General features: G+C 47.1%; 9 protein-coding genes. 8 read left to right on the forward strand and 1 reads right to left on the reverse strand.

The features are described from left to right. The first annotated feature begins 12 nt into the window (after positions 1–12). The 6 genes from RB160_RS04030 to RB160_RS04055 all read left to right on the forward strand — a co-directional run bounded on the left by RB160_RS04030 (position 13) and on the right by RB160_RS04055 (position 14537). The gene (locus tag RB160_RS04030; protein ID WP_316568913.1) at positions 13–861 is read left to right on the forward strand and encodes a carbohydrate ABC transporter permease; all 849 of its coding nucleotides are present in this window, start codon (positions 13–15) and stop codon (positions 859–861) included. Between the two features lie 164 nt (positions 862–1025). Beyond that, positions 1026–1715: an N-acetylmannosamine-6-phosphate 2-epimerase gene (locus tag RB160_RS04035; protein ID WP_316568914.1), complete on the forward strand. Its 690-nt coding sequence runs from the start codon at positions 1026–1028 to the stop codon at positions 1713–1715. Positions 1716–1772: 57 nt separating this feature from the next. Next, positions 1773–2660, forward strand: coding sequence for an ROK family protein (locus RB160_RS04040; protein ID WP_316568915.1), 888 nt, complete (start codon positions 1773–1775; stop codon positions 2658–2660). Between the two features lie 12 nt (positions 2661–2672). Then, entirely contained in the window at positions 2673–3527 is an 855-nt protein-coding gene (locus RB160_RS04045; protein ID WP_316568916.1) for a MurR/RpiR family transcriptional regulator, read from the forward strand. 518 nt (positions 3528–4045) lie between these two features. Further along, positions 4046–5044, forward strand: a complete 999-nt coding sequence (locus RB160_RS04050) for a nuclease-related domain-containing protein (protein ID WP_316568917.1) — start codon at positions 4046–4048, stop codon at positions 5042–5044. A gap of 373 nt (positions 5045–5417) precedes the next feature. Further along, positions 5418–14537 carry a carboxypeptidase regulatory-like domain-containing protein gene (locus tag RB160_RS04055; protein WP_316568918.1) on the forward strand — a complete coding sequence of 3040 codons (9120 nt, stop codon included), beginning with the start codon at positions 5418–5420 and terminating at the stop codon, positions 14535–14537. Between the two features lie 537 nt (positions 14538–15074). On the opposite strand, the gene RB160_RS04060 is transcribed toward RB160_RS04055, so the two are convergent. Beyond that, a complete protein-coding gene (locus RB160_RS04060; RefSeq protein ID WP_316568919.1) occupies positions 15075–15269 on the reverse strand; it encodes an alpha/beta-type small acid-soluble spore protein in 195 nt (64 codons plus the stop codon). Between the two features lie 887 nt (positions 15270–16156). On the opposite strand from RB160_RS04060, the gene RB160_RS04065 reads away from it, so the two are divergent. Together RB160_RS04065 and RB160_RS04070 are read left to right on the forward strand one after the other, a co-directional pair. After that, positions 16157–16756 carry a cell wall hydrolase gene (locus RB160_RS04065; protein WP_396954654.1) on the forward strand — a complete coding sequence of 200 codons (600 nt, stop codon included), beginning with the start codon at positions 16157–16159 and terminating at the stop codon, positions 16754–16756. A gap of 123 nt (positions 16757–16879) precedes the next feature. Next, positions 16880–18154, forward strand: coding sequence for a VTT domain-containing protein (locus RB160_RS04070; RefSeq protein WP_316568920.1), 1275 nt, complete (start codon positions 16880–16882; stop codon positions 18152–18154). Positions 18155–18255: the final 101 nt, after the last annotated feature.

Genomic DNA, 18255 nt, shown 5'->3' on the forward strand with positions numbered 1-18255 from the left:
GGGTGGCCGGACATGTTTGGAGCGAAAAACTCGAATAAGAAAAAGAAGGAAACGATCGATATAGTCTTCAATGTGCTCATTATTTTCTTCGCAATCCTGAACTTGTTCCCGCTGTACTGGCTTGCTACAAGCTCGTTGAAAAACAGCTCGGACGTTGTAAAAATGCCTCCGGACTGGTGGCCAAAAACAATCACGTTCAGCAACTATGTCGATGTATTCAACAACACTCCCGCTTTGCGCTGGGCGTACAACAGCATTTTCGTTTCGCTCGTTTCGACGATTTTGCTGATTGCAGTGAGCTGTCTCGCAGCCTATGCTTTTTCGAAGCTGAGGTTCAAGGGAAGAAATATCATCTTCATCATCTTCATCTCAAGTTTGATGGTTCCGAAAGAAGTGATGATCGTCCCATTGTTCAGGATTATCCAGGATCTTGGGATGGTAAATACACTTAGCGGGATGATTTGGCCGAACGTGGCGACAGCTTTCGGCGTGTTCCTCCTAAAAGGCTTTTTTGACACGATTCCTGACTCATTGCGTGAGTCGGCTAGAATTGACGGTGCGAGCGAATTCACTGTTTTCTTCAAAATCATGCTTCCAATGGTGAAGCCTGGTATCGGCGCACTGTTCATCCTGAACTTTGTCAATGTTTGGAACGACTATCTATGGCAGCTCGTCGTCGGCCAAAGCGCAAACTCAAAGACGCTAATGGTCGGGGTTGCAACGCTTATGCAGGATCTGAATCCGAACTTTGCCTATAAAATGGCTGGCGCAACCGTAGCCGCTATTCCGATGCTAATTATCTTTATCTTCTTCCAGCGCTATTTTACAGCAGGTATTTCAATTGGCGCGGTAAAGGAATAAAGCCGCATTTGGTACTGCGCGTAATATTTAGGGTTTCTTTTACCCTCTGCTAAAAGATAGGCAAACCCTGCCGGCAAAACAAGGCGGCATGACCATGCAGGCGGAATTCGTGGTGGGGAATGCTGCCTTTTTGCCGGGCCAAATTCAAACTTGGAGATGTTTTTATGAGCAGCAAAGAAACTACATTTGAACAAATCCGCGGGAAGCTAATCGTTTCCTGCCAGGCGCTGCCGAATGAGCCGCTTCATAGCCCTTTCATTATGGGGAGGATGGCGTATGCCGCGATGCTTGGCGGCGCGAAGGGAATCCGGGCGAACGGGGTGGAGGACATTCGTGAGATTAAGAGAACGGTTGACCTGCCCATTATCGGCATCATCAAGAAGGATTACGAAGGTTCCGAAGTATTCATCACCCCGACTATCGAAGAAATCGATCTCCTTCATGAAGAAGGTGTCGACATCATCGCCCTTGACGCCACGAAACGTGTTCGGCCGGACGGTACGACGATCAGCGAAATTTTTCCAAGAATCAGAGAAACGTTTAATGACCAGCTCTTTATGGCGGACTGCTCAACGTACGAGGAAGCGGAAGAAGCCTATCGACTTGGCTTTGACTGCATCGGCACGACGCTGAGCGGGTATACCCCCTATACGAAAGGGGTCGAACTCCCGGATATTGCGCTGCTTGAAAGGCTCGTGAAGGATTTCGATATCCCGGTCATCGCGGAAGGCGGAATCTGGACTCCAGAACAGGTGAAGCGCATATTTGAAATCGGCGTTCACACAGCCGTCGTCGGAACGGCGATCACAAGGCCGATGGAAATCACAAAGCGGTTCGTCGACGCGATTGGGTAGGATTTGTTTTTAAAAAAAATTGAGCGGAATTTCAAAACAGCAAAGAGGTTTGATACTATGAAAATTCTCGCGGCGGATATTGGCGGAACGTCCACAAAGGTTGGTTTGTGCAGCGTAGACGGCAAAATCGAATCCTTTAAAGAATACAGCACCGAATGGGCTCGTACCAGACTGAATCCGGTTGATGTGCTGTGTGAAATTTTCGCCGAGTACAGCGGCTTTGACGCGATCGGCATTAGCACGGCTGGCCAGGTGGACAGCACCGAAGGAAATATCATTTATGCCAATGAAAACATCCCGGGTTATACGGGAGCGAGGCTGAGGGACATTTTTCAAAAGAGGTTTGGCGTCCCAGTCAAAGTGGAAAACGATGTGAACGCCGCCGCGCTTGGCGAAAAGCATTTCGGCGCCGGCAGGGGGTTCCGCGACTTCCTGTGCCTGACGTATGGCACCGGGATTGGCGGGGCAATTATCCTCGGCGGTGAATTGTACAGGGGCCATACCGGAAGCGCGGCCGAATTCGGGCATATCATCACCCATCCTCTTGGCCGCCCGTGCAATTGCGGCGGGAAGGGCTGCTATGAGCAGTACGCATCGACCACCGCGCTAGTACGGAACGCGAAAGAAATTGACAAACTCTATAATAATGGCAGAATAGTTTTTGAGAAGTTTTTCCAAGGGGAAGCAGGTGTGGAAAAAATTGTCCATGAATGGGTTTTCGAAATCGCGCTCGGACTTGTTTCCCTCATCCATACATTCAATCCGCCAGCGGTTGTGCTCGGCGGGGGAATCATGGAGCAGGAGCTTCTTGTCCAAATGGTTTCTGACAAAGTGAAAGAGCTTATCATGGAAAGCTTCTCCGATTTGAACATACTGAAGGCTGAGCTCGGAAACAAAGCAGGCGTGCTTGGCGCAGCATCTCTTCATCTTACACGAGTTGGTTAGGAGGAGCCGGAAATGGCCAGCCAGGATATCTTTACACTCATCCATTCACGCTACAATTCTTTTACAAATACCGAAAAAAAAGTAGCCGATTATATCCTTGAGAATTTGAAGGATGTCATCTTCATGTCGATTACGGATCTTGCTGACGCCTGCAATGTAGGGGAGTCTAGCATCTTCCGTTTTTGCAAGACGATGAACCTGAAAGGCTATCAAGAGTTCAAGATTCTACTCGCGCACAGCATTTCTCCGGATGGCGAATCACCGCAGCTGTCAAGCAGGATCACAATGGAAGATACGATTGAAGAGCTTTCCTCTAAAATTCTGTCAGCGAATGTGAACGCGATGACAGAGACGTACAATTTGATTTCAAAGCAGGACATTTCGGATGCGGTTGACAGCATCATGAAGGCGGACAGGGTGCATTTCTTTGGCGTCGGGTCGTCGCTCATGACCGCGCTCGAGGCAAAGAACAAATTCATGCGGATCACTAACAAGGCGGAGTGCACTGTCGATTCGCATCTTCAAATTATGGCAGCGGCGCTCATGACCGAGAAGGATGTCGGGGTTTTGATTTCGTATTCCGGTTCCACCAAGGATACAATTGAGGTGGCAAAAGTGGCCAAGGAACGCGGCGCGAAAATCATCGCCATCACCCGATTCGCCAAGTCGCCGCTAACAACGTACTCCGACATCACCCTGTTGTGCGGCGCGAACGAGGGTCCTTTACAAGGTGGTAGCCTGACAGCAAAGATAGCGCAGCTGTACCTGCTCGACCTTCTCTACTTCGAGTACTACAAGCGGACGAATAAGGAATCGGCATATAATAAGGAACTTACGGCAAAAGCGGTAATTGAGAAGATGCTGTAATTTTAGTATGGCCCCGGTAAAATTGTCGGGGCTTTTTTACTTTGTGAGAAAGGCGGGTTAATGAAGGGCCTGTTATTGAAGAGCGAGTTAACGTAGGGCTGGTTAATGAAAAACGGGTTATTGAAAGGCAAGTTAACGAAGGGCTGGTTATATAAAAAGCCGGTTGTGGAAACCGTTTTTCCACCTAAACTTGGTTGGCAGCTAGGGTTTTGGATGGCTGGCTTTTCGTTCAATGAATTGGGTTTGGGCGATAGGCAAGATGAGCCGGGTGTTCGGCAAGATTTCTCGGGTGTACGGCAAGATTACCCTGGGGTTCGGCAAGATTAGGCGGGTATTCGGCAAGATTACCTAGGTGTTCGGCAAGATTAGGCGGGGGTTTGGCAATATTCCCACCGGGGTTCGCAATCTGAAACTTAATCACAAAGTAAAATTCATAAAAAATTCAATATATCCGTAAATTTTTACAAGGTTTACCCACTTTTTAGGCGAATTTTTTTAAATAGAAAGGAGTGGATTATTTGGACGTTTTGCCCAAGGTAGTTTCAGTTTCTATTCTAGCGATGGAGGCCTTAAAAGGGAGAGTATCGCCTAGCTTGAAATTCTATAATCAATTGGTTGAGGATTTAAAGATGGAGTGGGCGGGCCATAATGGTGAGAAAGCGTTAATTTACCCTTTAAGCCAGCTCGAGAACAACAAGTATTTGATTTTCCATGGTTTACGGCTTCAAGGGGACGGATATACGGTGCAGTTAGATGTATATTTGATTTCACTCTACTTTTCACTTATTTTGGAAGCGAAGAACTGGGCGGGCGAGGTTTGTTTTAAAAAAAATCCCAAACAAGTCGTCCGAATTGTTAACGACGTTACCCAAGGTATGCCTAACCCGGTGGAGCAGGTGAAAATGCAGCAGCACAATATAAAAAAATGGCTGGTGGATAACCAATTACCGTCGATTCCAATTGAAGGCTACGCCGTTTTTGGCAGTTCAACCATCGTTACAATCGAGAAAGGCTACTACGAAGCGGAAAAATTTATTTGTAAAACGGATTGTCTCTACTCCACCATCCGCAAAATGGAAACCCTCTACAAAACCCCAGTCCTTACCCATGAAAAACTACATGAAATTAAAACCCAACTTCTCGAAAAAAATACTCCATTAATAAAAAACCTTTATGAACATTATCGCTTTGAAAGGTCTGTTATCATTACAGGGGTCCGCTGCCCACAATGCTTGGTTCTCGGGATGAAATATAAAAGGAAGCAATGGTGTTGTGCGTGCGGATGTAATTCGAAGAATGCACATATCCAAGCTTTAAGGGACTATCTTCTTTTGTTTGGACCGGCGATTTCAAACCGGGAGATGAGGTGGTTTTTGCATCTGCCATCGAAAAGCATCACTAGCAAATTAATAGCTGAAGTAAAACTTGAAAAGGTAGGCAGTACGAGAAAAGCCAGGTATAAGCTTCCTTGGGATCTAGTGTACTCTACTTCTTTTAAAAGTGAAAAAAAAGTGTAGTTTTGGTGAGAGGCGATGCATTAATTATAGCTCGTTTGGCATTATTACCCGGGTGTTCGGGAAAATTATCCGGATGGTTGGCAAGATTACACGGGTGTTCGGCAAGATTACCCCGGGAATCGGCAAGATTACACGGGTGTTCGGCAAGATTACCCCGTATTCGGCAAGAACCACCCGCATGTCGAGTTACGCAACTAATCGCAAAAAGCTCCGACAAATTCGGTCAGAGGCTTTTTTCCTATTCTCTAAATTGCTAGGTATGACAATAGAACTAATTATATCTGAATTTTTAGAAAACTAATATTTCTTGAAGGAATTGGCAATATGTTTATAGTATTCTTTCGAGTATCAAACTATTGGAGGTGCTATTTTATTGTTATTTTTCCGAAAGAAAACAACGAGTAAGTGGTTTGCTGTCCTGTTGTCAATTATGGTCCTGCTTTCGACGTTTGCTCCGCAGATTGCGCTTGCGGAAGCAAAACCAGGAAGTTTTTCGGAGGCAGATCTTCAGCTTGAAAAGAAGCGCGAGCAGGATGCTAGGGCAGCTGACCTAAAACCGGGCGCGCCGGAAACAAACGAGGATTCCAACTCGAATGAGCTTCCCGACCTTCTAAAGGGCCTCGGGATCGACCCGGCTCCGCTTGAACAGCCAGCAGCCCCGAAAGAAGAAGCAAAACTAGAAGAAGCCTTTCAAAAGAGCAATGAAGTAGACGTAATCATCCGAATGAAAGACCACCCTGACCTCCAGGCAATTTACCCCCAGGTGAAACAGAAGAAAGATCGTACTGAAAAAATCAAAGCCATCAAAGATCACCTCACACAAAAAGCCAACAATTCGCAAAAAGGACTACAACAGGCACTCCAGGCAATGGAATCAAAAGGAAAAGCAAAGAAAAAGGATACGCTTTGGATTATAAATGGCGTCTCCGCAACCGTCACAAAAGAAGCGTACGATGAACTGAAGCAGCGGGCCGACGTCGCTGAAATTACAATGGACGAAATCCTGACTGTACCGGAAATCACCGTGGAAGATTCCAAGCCACGGCTTCCGGAATGGGGCCTCGAGAAAATTTTCGCAACGAAGGTTTGGGGCCAGTATGGCATGAAGGGCGAAGGGATTGTCGTCGGCATCATGGACACCGGCGTTGACGGGAACCATGAAGCGCTAAAAAAGAATTACCGCGGCCGCGATGGCAACCACCAGTATTCCTGGATTGACGTGTCCGGAACGAAATATGAAACGCCGAATGATGGGAATGGCCATGGCACCCATGTTGCAGGCACATCAGTCGGAGGCGGCGACGGCGAGCCAATCGGCGTTGCACCGGGAGCGGAATGGATTGCGGCGAAAATTTTCAATGACGGCGGATCGGCAACAACCTCGGGCATCCATCAGGCGTTCCAGTGGTTCCTGGCACCAGGTGGAGACCCCTCAAAAGCGCCGCATGTCGTAAACAATTCATGGGGGAATTCGAATACATATAACCTCGAATTCTATGAAGATGTAAAAGCATGGATCGCGGCTGGCATTTTCCCATCGTTCGCGGCGGGGAATGACGGACCGGGCTCTCAGACCATAGGCTCGCCGGGAAGCTTCCCTGATACGTTTGCCGTGGGAGCGACTGATATTTACGACCAGACGGCCTATTTCTCTAGCCGTGGGCCGGTTTACTGGCAGGATGGGAACGGCGAAATGAAACGCATCATCAAACCGGATATTTCCGCTCCGGGCCACCGGATTTACTCCGCATGGCCAGGGAAGTTGAATAAAGGGAAATACCACACGATTAGCGGGACATCGATGGCGACACCGCACGTAACCGGCGCGATCGCGCTGCTTTACCAGGCAAATCCGAATCTCACCATCGATGATGTGAAAAAAATCCTCAAAGATACCGCCCGAAAGGATCCCCATATGGGAACCCTTCCGAACGATTCTTACGGAAGCGGGATTATCAACATCTACCAGGCAGTCACCGAAGCCGCGTTTGCCGGTGAATTGAAAGGGTCTATCAAAAACAAAAAAGGCGAACCGATACCAGCAAAAATGGTGATACAGGCAGAAGGGTTATCGTATGACATTCCGGCATCCGGCGTCTTTTCTTTTAAAATAAGGGAAGGCACGCACAAGGTAATGGTTACGTCCTTCGGCTACAAGACATACGAAGGGTCAATCAGCCTCAAAAAGGGACAGGTTACCACTGTCAACATCGTCTTGGATGACGCGGAAGCGTATACGGTCAGCGGAAAAGTTGTTGATGAAGCTGGTAAGGGAGTTCCTTATGCGTTCATCCGGATCAAAAATACTCCGCTTTCGGCAATCCGGACAGATGCCGCGGGCAACTTCGCAATTCAAAGGGTACCTGCAGCATCCTATGGCATCCAGGTAACCGGTGAAGGAATTCAAGGAAAAGCGGAAGAAATCACAGTAAACAAAAACGTGGCGCTCGAGTTGAAGGTTCAGAAAGTAGCCGCCACACCAAATAAGCAATGGGGCATCGCGAACGGAAATGTCCAGCGGAATGCAGTTTCTGGAAACGCGATTGACGTCCAGGCGCTTGAAAAGGGCTGGGAATACAGCACGGAAGGAAAAGGGGACATCCTCTTCTCAACACCTGCTGCATCGGAAGGGAAAGTTGTTTTAACAACCGATAGGGGATGGGTCGTCGCGCTTGATTCTAAATCGGGGAAGGAGCAATGGGCCGTCAGGATTGGCAGCTCAAACCGCTCCTCGCCAACGATTGAAAACGGCACTGTGTACCTCTCCGGCGGCGCGGATGGAAGGATTTACGCGCTTGACCTGAAATCCGGCAGCATTAAATGGAACACGACGGTCGGTTCGATGGCAATTTACGAATCACCAGTTTATTACGAAGGTGTGCTATACGTATCATCCGATCTTACGGCAAACGCCCACTTGAACGCGTTGAACCCTGAAACCGGCAGCAAGCTGTGGAGCGTGAAGCTTGGCGCGCCAACATATTTTGGCCCGAGCATTGGGAATGGCCTCCTGTATGTCGGCAGCTATGATAACCAGACAATCCGCGCGCTTAAAGTAACAGACGGCACGGAAGTTTGGCAGAAGAAACTGTCCGGTGAAGGAATCGCATCTAAGCCGGTCTATGACAACGGAGTCATTTATTTTACAGGAATTAATTTTGACACAGACGGAGGAACCTTGTATGCATTCGACGCAGCGACCGGAGCCGAAAAATGGAGAGTCGCTTCCATAGGGGATACACAGGCTGCGTCGCCGATTGTGTACGAGAACATGGTCATCATGGGTTCTTCGGTACAGTCGAACCTGCGTGCGTTCGATAAGGTAACCGGGAAGGAAGTTTGGAGCAATACGACACTCGGAACGGCCTTGAATAGCGGATCTGTGACATCGAACGGCTTGCTGTTCTTCGCTTCTACCAATGGAGCGGTTTCCGTTCTCGACGTATACACTGGCGAGCGGCTGAAGGATATCATCCAGCCAACCTACAGCACATCCGGAATTCCGGTTATCCCCGGTCAGGTCATTTTGCCGCATTTAAAAGGAGTCCAGAGCTACAATTCACCTGGTATCTTCGCCGGGTCTGTGAAAGATGCGAGTGGCCAGCCTGTAAAAGGGACGCTGACTGTCGAAGAAACTGGCGAGACAGCGAGTGCCGGTGCGGACGGAAGCTTCGTCCTGAAGCACACGCCTGGCGAGTACACTGTCATCGTTTCGCAATATGGCAAGAAGCAGATAGCCGAGAAGCTCCAGTTTGTAACCGGCTATACGTTCACAAAGAATTTCACGCTTGAAGATGCGAAAAAGGGCTCGGTTTCGATTACCGTCAAGGATAAGCGGACCGGCAAACCGCTCGATGGCGTTACGGTTGATATGAAGGCTACAGGTATAAAAGGCGTGACGAATGACAGAGGTATTTTTGCCAAGGAAGACGTCTTCGAAGGAACGTGGGATATCAATTTCTTACTCGGAGGCTTTAAGGACGGTTCTGGTAAAATTACTGTCAAGCCTGGCGAAGCTGCAACTCTTACGTTTGAGCTACAGCCGATCGATGTTGCAGTTTTGAACGATTACAAAGGCCAAATCACCACACTTCTTGAAGCGAATGGCTATCCGGCTGAAGAACGCGGCTGGGACGTGATTAAAGATATCGGCCGCTACCAGGTTTTATACCTGAACGGCGCGTATGGATCGGACGGAGTGAAGCCGACCGAGGAACAGGTTAAGAACTTAGTTGATGAAGCAAACAAGTATGATGTGAGCATTATTTTTACCGACCAATGGGGCCAAAATTACGGCTCGATCCACCAATTGAAGGATTATTTCAACAATCCGGCCGACCTTGGCCATAACTATGATGTTGGCGCGGTTAGTCTCAAGGTGGAATCAGAGCATCCAATCCTGAAGGGTTACAAGGCTGGAAGTGAAATTCCGCTCTTGATGCATGATGCGGACTTTGCCTGGTTCAACCACTATTCAGGCAGGACGATTGGTAAAATTGGCACAAACGAAATTGGCTATGTTGGTTCAGGCGTTGCGTACCAGGCCGTTTCGGAAAATAGCGCACACCTCCTGTTGTCAAGCTTCGCGTCAGCGCCATGGGAGACAACAGACGCCTGGCTGCTTGGCCAAAAGCAAATCCTATTGAACAGCCTGGACTATTTGTATGGCTCACAGTTCGGAAAAGTTTCCGGGACTGTTGTAGATGCAGACGGAAAGCCGGTTGAAGCGAGTATTGAGGTCGTCGAAACGGGCGTAAAGGCGAAAAGCAACTCGAAAGGCGAGTTTGCGTTTTTCCATGACGAAGGCACCTTTACACTTGAGGTCCGCGGGAAAGGGCTTGGCACATTTTCCGGTAAGTTTACGGCTGCAAAAGGCAAGCCTGCTCAAGTTGCGGTGACGCTCGGCAGCTCAGAAAAGGGCACGTTGTCAGGGATCGTTACCGATGCGTTGACGAACCTTGAACTTCCAGGGGTAAAAGTGGGAGTGACGAATGCCGCAGGCGAAAAGGTGTTCGAAACGGAGTCCGCCGCGAACGGCCGTTATGAAATTACCGGCTTGCAGGAAGAAACGTATAAAATAGCCTTCACGAAAGAAGGTTATATACTCTACTCTACAACGGTGGATATCGCACGCCATACCGGGGACATCGATGTAAAGCTTCACACGATGCCGACAGTCGCGGTTGTTGGCGACTACACTACGGCTGATAAGAGCTTTAAAGCACTTCTTAAGGAGTTCGGCATCCCGGCTGTCGATATCCAGCCAACTGACCTTCCGAATCGGGTAGCGGAATTCGATGTTGTGTTCGTGAATGAGCCTAGCACTACGACATTCAAAAAAACCGTCTTTGAAGATTCAATGAAAGCCGCTGATGCTGCGGGTACTAGCTTGATTTTCGGAGAGGCCTATTGGAGCGGTTCGGGCATTAACCATCTCGTTACCCACAGGAAGGATCCGGAATCACGCATAACCGTCCGAAGCACAACGCAGGCAGCTATTTACAAAGTATTAAGCGAACATCCAGTTTTCGCTGGAGCAAAAGTGGGCGATGCAATCAAGATATTGTCTCCGGCAGCAAGCACATTCGCTTATTTTAAAAATTACAGCGGTTATCCGCTCGCGGAAATCGGCCTTGATGGGGCAGCCACAACAAGCGGACTTGGAATGGCGTACAAGCCGAGGACCGAAAACAGTGTTGAACTGTTAATGGGCGGGCACGGTTTCGCTTCTTACCATGGGGCAAAAGACTATACGCCTGAAGGGAAACAAATTTTGCTGAATGCCATCCTTTGGGCGGCAAATGTGAAGTTTGAGACGATCAAGGGAACGGTTCTCGATGAAAACGGGAACCCGTTGACGGCGGATATCCAAGTGGTTGGCCATCCGTATGCCACACAAACTGATGCCACAACAGGGGCATTCTCAATTGCCCTCCTTGAAGGCGACTATGAAGTAACAATCAGTGCCTACGGGTATGAAACTAAGACAGTTAAAATGCAGGCAGCGCTTGATCCGGAGCCTCAAACGATTACGATGGAAGTTGCCGGAAATGTCGCGTCCATGACAGGAACTGTCGAAAACGAAAAGGACGGCAATGCGATTTCCGGTGCCACGATTACGCTCGTAGGAAAGCCGAGGTCAACGGAATCCAATACACAAGGACAATTCAGCCTTTCGGAAATTGAACCAGGAACGTATACGGTCCGAGTTGAAAAAGAAGGATTTGTAAGGAAAGACGTTCAAGTCACCGTTAAGGCCGGGGAAAAATTCCCGCTAAGCGTAAAGCTTAGGCCATCCCCAACGATCGGCATCATTGTTGATCTGACGGCTTCCGGAATGACGTTTAAACAGTATCTTGAGGAACGGGGCTACAAAGTCGAATACCTGGACTTCAAGGATATTGACAAACTTGATACAGTGGACCTAGTTTTCGCAAATTCGGATTACAAAAACGAAGCCATTCCAAAGAAAGCCGATTTCAAGGCTTTCCAGGAAGCCCTTGATAAAAAGCGGAAATCCGTTATTTGGACCGGCCAGGCTGGCGGCCGCGGTTCAATCCGTTATTTGTGGGAATATGATGGCGATCCATCGGCCATTATTGAAGGCACAAATAAAACAGAATCAAAAGGAATTGTAATTGAAGACCATCCGTTAACGGCAGGCTATAAGGCTGGGGATGTAATTGAGATTCCTGGCAAAACTGGCTACTATTATGGATTCAATGGCTATTCCGGAAAGACGGTTGTTAATTTTGAACAGGGACAAACCGGACAGAAAGGGTCCATGGTCGCATACAAGGGACGGACTAGCGAATCCCTTGAAATTCTTCTTTCGAACATGACAATTAGCCACGTATTCCATCCAGGAGACGCGACTCTGTTTGACGCCGGAAGGGAAAAACTGCTAATGAATGCGCTCGATTGGGCGCTTGCGGAAAAAGCTCCTCTCGTTGGGGAACTGCATGGCGTGATTAAAAACGAAAGCGGCATCGCCTTAAAGGGTGAAGCAGTTATCAAGGAGACCTGCAAAAACCTGGTCGTTGATGACGAGGGCAAATTCTTCACTGCGCTTGAAACCGGCACGTATACCCTTACTATAAAAGCGTTCGGCCACATCGAAAAAGATTTCACAGTTTCGATTAAAAATGGCCAGGTATTGGATGATACCTTTGTCATCCAATCAGAAAATGCCGGCACGCTGAAAGGTAAAATCATTGATGCGGGCACGAAGGATGAAATAGAAGGTGCTGTTATTGAAGTTCTTGGAACTCCGGCAATTGGTAAAACGAACGCTGCTGGGGAATATGAACTTACACTTCCAGCTGGAACTTTCGAAATCCGCATCAGCGCATCAGGTTACAAGCCAATTTTTGAAACAGTAACAATAGTGGAAGGGCAAGTGGCTGTTCTCAATAGTTCAATGTTTGCTACCGAGAAAATTGCTGTCCTCGCCACAAGCTTAAATGAAAGCAGAATGGCGCCACTATTAAAATCGTATGGCTATGAATATGATTTTTACCTTAATACCAATTTTGAAGCGCTGATTGAAAATATTGGCGATTACAAGCTCATCATCGCCAACGACATTTCCAGCACGATGAAGGACCGCTTCAAGGCAATGGTCGAGAAGGCGAATGAAAATGAAACGAGCATTATGTTCGTGGGCCAATACAGTGGGGGCTCAGTTAGCGAGCTTGTGAAGGCATATGGAGATCCGCAAAAAACGACATCCAATTTTGTGGATAAAGAACTCAATATCCGTGTCGAGCAGAACCACCCTATTTTCCGAGGCTTTGAGGCGGGCATGGAATATCCGCTCATGGTAAATATCAAGGGTGCGGTCCAGTATTCCAACTTTGAACATTACAGCGGATCTACCCTAGGTACTTTGACCAATCCGATAAAAGGGAATGTTGGTTCTTCGGTTGCGGTTAAGTTCAGCTCGTCCAACAGTGTCCACATCCTTCTGTCGGCCCTGCACATTGGCAGTTATGGCAATCCAGCAGACCGATGGACGGAAAATGCCGAGAAGCTGTACCTGAACACCATCGACTACGCTTTGATTGCGAGCCAGGGAGAGATTAAAGGGTCAGTGACTGATGCCCAAGGCAAGCCGATTGCGAATGCGCTCGTCACAATCCCTGGCACAAATGTTAAAACTGCGACCAATTCGGCAGGGCTGTATCGGATTGGGATCGGAATCGGCAAATACGATGTAAAGGTTCAGGCGCGTGGTTATGCAGAACAGACTGGCCACGTCGAAATTGTTGAAACCGGAAGCAGTGTCGACTTGAACTTTGTCCTTGAAGCAATTGAAGGTTCAGACATCAAGGGGACGGTCGTCGATAAAAAGAATGGCGAACCAATCGTTGGGGCTTCAGTGACGCTCATTCCAAAGGACGATCCTGATTTTATTAGCATCGCTGCTAGCGGGGCGGACGGCTCGTTCGTCTTTGAAAACCTTCTTCCGGGCGAGTATGTGGTTGAAGTTGCCATGGATGGCTATCTCCCAGCAATAGTCGAGGTAGCAATTGCAGACAAGGATGTGACAGTCCAACTTGAAATGAATGGTATTGAGGTGGCTGTCCTCGGCGATCATAATGGCGCTCTAAGCAGCTTCCTGAATGAACAAGGTATTTTTACAGAAGAAAGAAGCTGGGATATCCTTGGCCAGCTCGGCAGGTATGAAACTGTTATTGTAAATACGAACAGCGGCACAAAGGAACAGGTTGACCAGTTAATCAAAGAAAGCAACGAGCAGAAAGTCAGCCTGATTTTCACAGGAACATGGGGAATGAAAGATGGCTCCATCCAGTTGCTCCAGCAGGCTTTGGGTGCTCCTGAACCAGACCAGCAAGGGTACAATGAAGGAGCGGTTTACCAGAAACCTCTTGGGGACCATCCACTCTTCGGAGGCCTTGAGGCTGATGAAAACGGGCTAATCAAGATTCATAGTGAAAAGAGCCCGTATGCTACTTTCAAAAATTACAGTGGAATCCCGCTCGCTGGATTGAACGTTGATGGCTCAGATAAGGGTACGGCGATTGCCTACGAATTCACGGGTAAAGACCACATCCACTTGCTGCTGTCCTCGTTCACTGCGACAAATATCATCGGCCCTGAACATGGCTGGACGGCTGAAGGAAAACAGCTATTTGCCAATGCGGTGCGCTGGTCGATGAGTGCGGAGCAACAGGTACCGGTCGCCCCATCATGGGATGCCGAAACCCTGATGGTTAAAGACGGGCCGGCTGTCCTGACAGGAAAAGCCGATCCATTGGCTACCGTGCATGTATACGAACAAGCGGGTAATAAACGGAATCTTCTTGGCTCAGTAAAAGCCTCCGTTAATGGAACGTTCTCGATGCAACTGGAACTTCCAAACGGCCAGCATACACTTTTTGTAGCTGCTGAAAACTACGCCGGCATAACCGAGTCTCCGTCCACGATGAAAGTCATCGTGACCGGAAAACCAGAGAAGAAAGCAGGATAAAGAGGAGAAATAGTATGTGTGATTGGGCTTCCCTTAAAAAGGGGAGCTCTTTTTTTGGGAAAAATCGCACATTGGCAGTCTAATTCGGGTTCGTTGTTTTTGATATCCATACCTTTTTTGAATATATCCGGGAATTTATCGGACTTATCCGGGTATTTAACGGACTTATCCGGGAATTTAACGGACTTATCCGGGAATTTAACGGACTTATCCGGGAATTTAACGGACTTATCCGGGAATTTAACGGACTTATCCGGGAATTTAACGGACTTATCCGGGAATTTAACGGACTTATCCGGGAATTTTTATTTTTATCCGGGTTTTTCTCCACTTTATCCGGGAATTTCACTTTTTGGACACAATTGCAGCCCGTTTGAGTGATAGGAAAGTGCGATAAAGGGAAGAGAATGCCAAACAGAGCACGATGTGTCACATGAACCCAGCCAAAAAGCCGGTTTTCCATGCTGGCCTTCCGTTCACATAAAAAGAAAAGAGGCTCCTTAAAAAGCGAGCCCCTTTATCCGCAACCAAACCGGGTTATTGACCTTGCCGGTTTCGCATTGCCTGTTCGCCCATTGCGACAAGACGCTTGGTCATTTCGCCGCCGACCGAACCGTTTGCCCTTGCGGTTGTGTCCGCACCAAGTTGTACTCCAAACTCATTGGCAATTTCTTCTTTCATTTGGTCAAGGGCGTTGCCCGAACCAGGAACCAAAAGTTTGTTTCTAGCCATGATCGATCACTCCCTATCAAGGATTTGAGCAAAAAATCTGCTCAGTTTTACTGTTTCCTATATGAAAATGTTCATTCTTACTAAAAGAAAATCCCACGACAGAGGACATTACTTCATTTTTTTGAAGGCTGTTTTTGTAAACTTTTTAATATTATGCAAAATATAATATAATAGCAATATAATATTTAAGCGGCAGGAGTGAATAAAATGGAATGGATAGGGTTCTTTTTTGGTGTATCTGCATTTTGTTTAGTTGTTCATCAGATGGAACAAATAAAAAAATTAGAGGTACGACTCGAAAAAATAGAGAAAGGTGAATAGCGGTTTATTTCTTTAAAATTTTTCAAATCTCAAATTCAATAAACTTGGGGCTTTTTATCTTGCTCTAAAATTGTTTACTGCAATTGAGTTTGATTTATGTTAGCTGAATTAAGCATTTGTTCCACCCGTTTTTAAAGGTTAAGCTTGTCAATTTCGATCCAACGGAACCAATAGAGGTAGGGTTGGAAAATTGAACAAGAATGACATGGAAATCAACAGGATTGGAAAGATCACAACTTCTAAAATTACCAAAAAACAACATTAGGGCTTGTTGAGATTTCCATTACATAAGCAATTCACCAGCTTTTCTTTTACAAAAATACCCAACCTTTTTGAAACATTCCCGTAACATTTTGTAAAAAACCATCCAACTCTTTCTCACATTGGTTAGATCCGCCAAAATTGGATTCAAGGGAAGGTTTTCCCTGTTTTCCTTCCGGCTCACTTGTCTTAAGGGTTTAAAAGGTGCCAAGTGCTCTTGTAAAATTTTGGACAATGAATAAGTATATTACAGCTGATAGCCTAGTAGGAGAGACAACAACTGAAACTACTAGGGGGAAAGAAAGATGAATAGATTTAAAAAACTAGTAATTGCAGCTGGGTTGGTCTTTTCCATGTCAGCAACTACGTTGGCAGGAACAACAGAGGCAGCAACGAATCACCAGGTAAAACCAGGTGAAACATACTACAAAATCGCAATAAAGTATGGTGTTCCAGTTAATAAGTTAATGAGTGAAAACAATGCGAAAAGCTCTGCTTTGAATGCAGGAAAAAGTCTTGTAATCCCAAATTCCGAAATTACAGCGGCTGAAAAGGATTTGATCGCACGCCTAGTTCGTGCGGAAGCAGTCGGTGAGCCGTATGCCGGTAAGGTAGCGGTCGCGACAGTCGTCCTGAACCGCGTGGCAAGCAAGGATTTCCCAAATACAGTAAGCGGCGTCGTGAATCAGGTTTCCAATGGCTATTATGCATTCACGCCAGTCAAGAACGGCTCAATAAATAAGCCGGCGGATGCTGAATCGAAAAGGGCTGTTAATGAAGCACTTGCTTTCAAAGGCCAGGGAAAAGGAAGCCTGTTCTTCTATAACCCAAAAACAGCAGTGAGCAAATGGGTTTTCTCAAGGAAAACAACCGTCACAATCGGCAACCACCGTTTCGCAATCTAAACATTTACGTGAGCACCATCCTTCAAAGGGTGGTGTTTTTCATTTTGGGCGCCACTTTTACAAAGGGAAAATCCCGGGTAACGAAGAGTAGTGTCGATTTTCCGTACTACGTTGGAGGTTCCCATGTCCGATTTGTTATCCTTGTTCGAACAGTATAGCTACCTCATTTTATTCATGGGTATTTTCCTGGAACTGTTGGCGCTCCCGATTTCCGGGCAGCTGTTGATGGCGTATGCCGGATATTTTGCCTTCCTTGGTAAAATGAGTTTTCCTTTGGCGCTCTTGACAGCTTTTGGAGCAGCAGTGGCAGGAATTACAATCACGTATTTTATTGGAAAAACAGGCGGATACAAGCTCGTTGAGAAATATGGCCGCTACATCCATTTGACACCCGAGCGATATGCAAAGACAGCGGCCTGGTACGAGCGTTCTGGTAAAATCCTCCTCGTTTTTTCCTATTTCATCCCGGGCGTGCGCCATTTTGCCGGTTATGTATCTGGAATCTCCAGGCTGTCGTTCCGGACGTTTGCGATACCTGCTTATAGCGGCGCGTTTTTATGGAGTTTCGGCTTTGTCACGCTAGGAAGAATTCTCGGGCCGAAATGGGAACTTTTCCATGAAGCAGCCAGCAATTATTTTATGTACTTTATCGCAGCTGGGGCAGTGGTGGCGGCAGCCTTCCTTTTGTACCGCTATTTTAAGGACGAGATATTGGGCTTTTCAAAAAAGCTTTTGAAAAAGATTATGGTGCACACGAAAACGATTAGGGCGGCCGAGTTTTTCCTAAGCACGATGGCGCTTGTTTTGGCCATATTCGCGGTGCTCATGATAGGTTTGGCGCAAAATCTTTGGCATGTTGAATTTTCTCGGTTCAACGCCGTAACGAAATATGTATTATCGAGGGCTGTTTTTAAAAATGCATTGGAAGGTTTTTCAGTCTTCGGCTCCGGCTATACACTGTTCTTTCTTCTTGCTGTGACGGTTTCGGTCGTCTGGGCGAAAAACAGAAACCGCGTCCTCGAATATAGTTTACTGAGTGTGTGCATTATTGGGGCAAAGCTGTTCCATGTTCTCGTTTTATTCATTTTCTCGACGTTAGGATTAAGTGCTGTCCGATCGGTTGACTTTCCAGAGTTTAGGTCATTTATGATGGTGGTGGTTTACGGGGTGTGTTTGTACTTGCTCACTAGGCATTCGGAACGAAACTTGGCACCTGTTGCGGCGGTTTTGGCGGGACTATTTGTCCTGCTGTCATTAGGAGCAGCCAAAGTGTTGGGCGGAGGTGTTTTACCAAGCGATATCGTCGGCGGTTATGTGTTCGGCGCTGTCTGGATATTTTTCAACTTCCTGCTATTTGAAATGATCCGGATGATTTTAAAAGAATTCAAGAAAGGCTGAAGCGGAAAGGGCTTCAGCTTTTTGTTTGGCAAAAATTCAAAGACCAATTTTACGAAAAGCGGGTTGTCCTCATACTAACTTAATTAAGTATTCAGAAAACT

The sequence above is a fragment of the Neobacillus sp. YIM B06451 genome, from assembly GCF_032667185.1.
Taxonomy (GTDB): Bacteria; Bacillota; Bacilli; order Bacillales; family Cytobacillaceae; genus Bacillus_D.

Coding starts and splice junctions, on each gene's coding strand:
- RB160_RS04070 (WP_316568920.1), top strand. CDS start 16,880: ATGTCCGATTTGTTATCCTTGTTCGAACAGTATAGCTACCTCATTTTA.
- RB160_RS04060 (WP_316568919.1), bottom strand. CDS start 15,269: ATGGCTAGAAACAAACTTTTGGTTCCTGGTTCGGGCAACGCCCTTGAC.
- RB160_RS04045 (WP_316568916.1), top strand. CDS start 2,673: ATGGCCAGCCAGGATATCTTTACACTCATCCATTCACGCTACAATTCT.
- RB160_RS04040 (WP_316568915.1), top strand. CDS start 1,773: ATGAAAATTCTCGCGGCGGATATTGGCGGAACGTCCACAAAGGTTGGT.
- RB160_RS04065 (WP_396954654.1), top strand. CDS start 16,157: ATGAATAGATTTAAAAAACTAGTAATTGCAGCTGGGTTGGTCTTTTCC.
- RB160_RS04035 (WP_316568914.1), top strand. CDS start 1,026: ATGAGCAGCAAAGAAACTACATTTGAACAAATCCGCGGGAAGCTAATC.
- RB160_RS04030 (WP_316568913.1), top strand. CDS start 13: ATGTTTGGAGCGAAAAACTCGAATAAGAAAAAGAAGGAAACGATCGAT.